Here is a 1,737-nt window from a genome sequence, read left to right on the forward strand (position 1 = left end):
CGAACGCGTCGGCATGTCGCACCGGATCAAACATTATCCGGCGCAATTGTCGGGCGGCCAGCAGCAGAGAGTGGCCGTGGCGCGGGCCCTCGCCGGAGAGCCGGCCATCCTGCTGGCCGACGAGCCGACCGGAAACCTGGATTCGGTGAACGGCGAGGCGGTGATGGATCTTTTAAGCGAACTCCATCGCGCGGGCGCGACCATCTGCATGGTGACGCACGACCCGCGGTATGCGCGGTTCGCCGATCGTACGGTGAAGCTGTTTGACGGGCGGATTGTCGAGGATGGCGCGGAGGTGCAGTGATGTTGCGGAGGAATGCGGACATATTGGCGCTCGCGATCATGGTGCTGGCGTTCTTCGCCGGCAAGGCGTTGTGGGCACACGAGCAGGCGAGCGCGGCGGCGCTCGGAGGGTTGGACGCCCCACGGGTGTGGATGATTCAGCCTTCGGGCGGCCATTTCTCCTGCCCGGACTTGAGCGGCGTCATCGACGGACTCCGCCGCTAGCCGTGCGCGCGCGGCGCGGCGGGTAAGATGAAGGCACCCGATGGTAATTTCTCTCAAAAACATTGAAAAGTACTTCGAACACGGACCGGTGAAGACATTCGTCCTGCGGCGCGTGACGCTCGACATCCGCGAAGGCGACTTCGTGTCCATCATGGGCCCCTCCGGCGCCGGCAAAAGCACCCTGCTGCACCTGCTCGGCATGCACGACAGCGACTGGACCGGCGAATACTGGCTGTTGGGACAGCCGGTGCACAAGATGAACAAGCGCGACCGGATGGAGCTGTACAAACAATACTTCGGCTTTGTGTTTCAAAGCTACCATCTGCTCGATTCGCTTACGGTTTACGAAAACCTCGACATTCCGCTCTCCTACCGCAACATCAAGAAGAGCGAGCGGGAGAGCATCGTCTGCGACGCGCTCGACCGCTTCCAGATCGTCGGCAAGCGGGATCTCTATCCGAACCAGCTTTCCGGCGGCCAGCAGCAGCTTGTGGCCGTAGCCCGCGCCATGATCGCCAATCCGAAGATTCTGCTCGCCGACGAACCCACCGGCAACCTGCACTCGGCGCAGGGCCAGCAGATCATGGAAATGTTCCGGAAGCTGAACGCCGAAGGCACCACGATCATCCAGGTCACTCACAACGAGCGCAACGCGGAGTACGGCAATCGCGTCGTCCAGATCGAAGACGGCTGGATCACCGGCGAGCGCACGGCGGCGGCATGAAGCCAGGCGGTAACGGGAACTATCGCCTCCTGGTGGCCGACGACCAGCCCGACGTGGTCGAGGCGCTCCGCTTTTTGCTCAAGGGCGAAGGCTACCAGATCGAGACGGCCTCGAGCCCGCGCGAAATCCTCGCCGCCATCGAGGCCCGCGAGTTCGACCTGCTCCTGATGGACCTCAACTATACGCGCGACACCACGTCGGGCGCTGAAGGCCTGGATCTGCTGCCGAAACTGCGCGCGGCCGACGGCCTGCTGCCCGTTGTGGTGATGACCGCGTGGGGCTCGGTGAACCTGGCGGTAGAAGCGATGCGCCGCGGTGCACGGGATTTCATCGAAAAGCCCTGGGACAACGCGCGGCTGCTCGCCATCGTTCGCACGCAGATCGAACTCGCGCAGGCGCTCAAAAAAGGACTGCGGCTGGAGGCGGAAAACCGGTTGCTCCGCGCCGAGGGGCGCCCTTCGCTGATCGCCGAATCGCCCGCCATGGAACCGGTGCTGCAGTTGATC

4 protein-coding genes are annotated in these 1,737 nt (G+C 63.6%); all 4 read left to right on the forward strand.

Annotated features, from left to right (window positions below; genetic code table 11):
* A partial coding sequence (locus NEZ08_RS22655) for an ABC transporter ATP-binding protein (protein WP_298112070.1) occupies positions 1-304 on the forward strand: 304 nt, incomplete at its 5' end.
* Positions 304-507 carry a hypothetical protein gene (locus NEZ08_RS22660; RefSeq protein WP_298112072.1) on the forward strand — a complete coding sequence of 68 codons (204 nt, stop codon included), beginning with the start codon at positions 304-306 and terminating at the stop codon, positions 505-507. The genes NEZ08_RS22655 and NEZ08_RS22660, both read left to right, overlap by 1 nt.
* 40 nt (positions 508-547) lie before the next feature.
* The gene (locus NEZ08_RS22665; protein ID WP_298112076.1) at positions 548-1,231 is read left to right on the forward strand and encodes an ABC transporter ATP-binding protein; all 684 of its coding nucleotides are present in this window, start codon (positions 548-550) and stop codon (positions 1,229-1,231) included.
* On the forward strand, positions 1,228-1,737 hold a 510-nt coding region (locus NEZ08_RS22670), incomplete at its 3' end, for a response regulator (RefSeq protein WP_298112078.1). The genes NEZ08_RS22665 and NEZ08_RS22670, both read left to right, overlap by 4 nt.

The sequence above is a fragment of the Bradyrhizobium sp. genome, assembly GCF_027451485.1.
GTDB lineage: Bacteria > Pseudomonadota > Alphaproteobacteria > Rhizobiales > Xanthobacteraceae > Bradyrhizobium.

Coding starts and splice junctions, on each gene's coding strand:
- NEZ08_RS22660 (WP_298112072.1), top strand. CDS start 304: ATGTTGCGGAGGAATGCGGACATATTGGCGCTCGCGATCATGGTGCTG.
- NEZ08_RS22665 (WP_298112076.1), top strand. CDS start 548: ATGGTAATTTCTCTCAAAAACATTGAAAAGTACTTCGAACACGGACCG.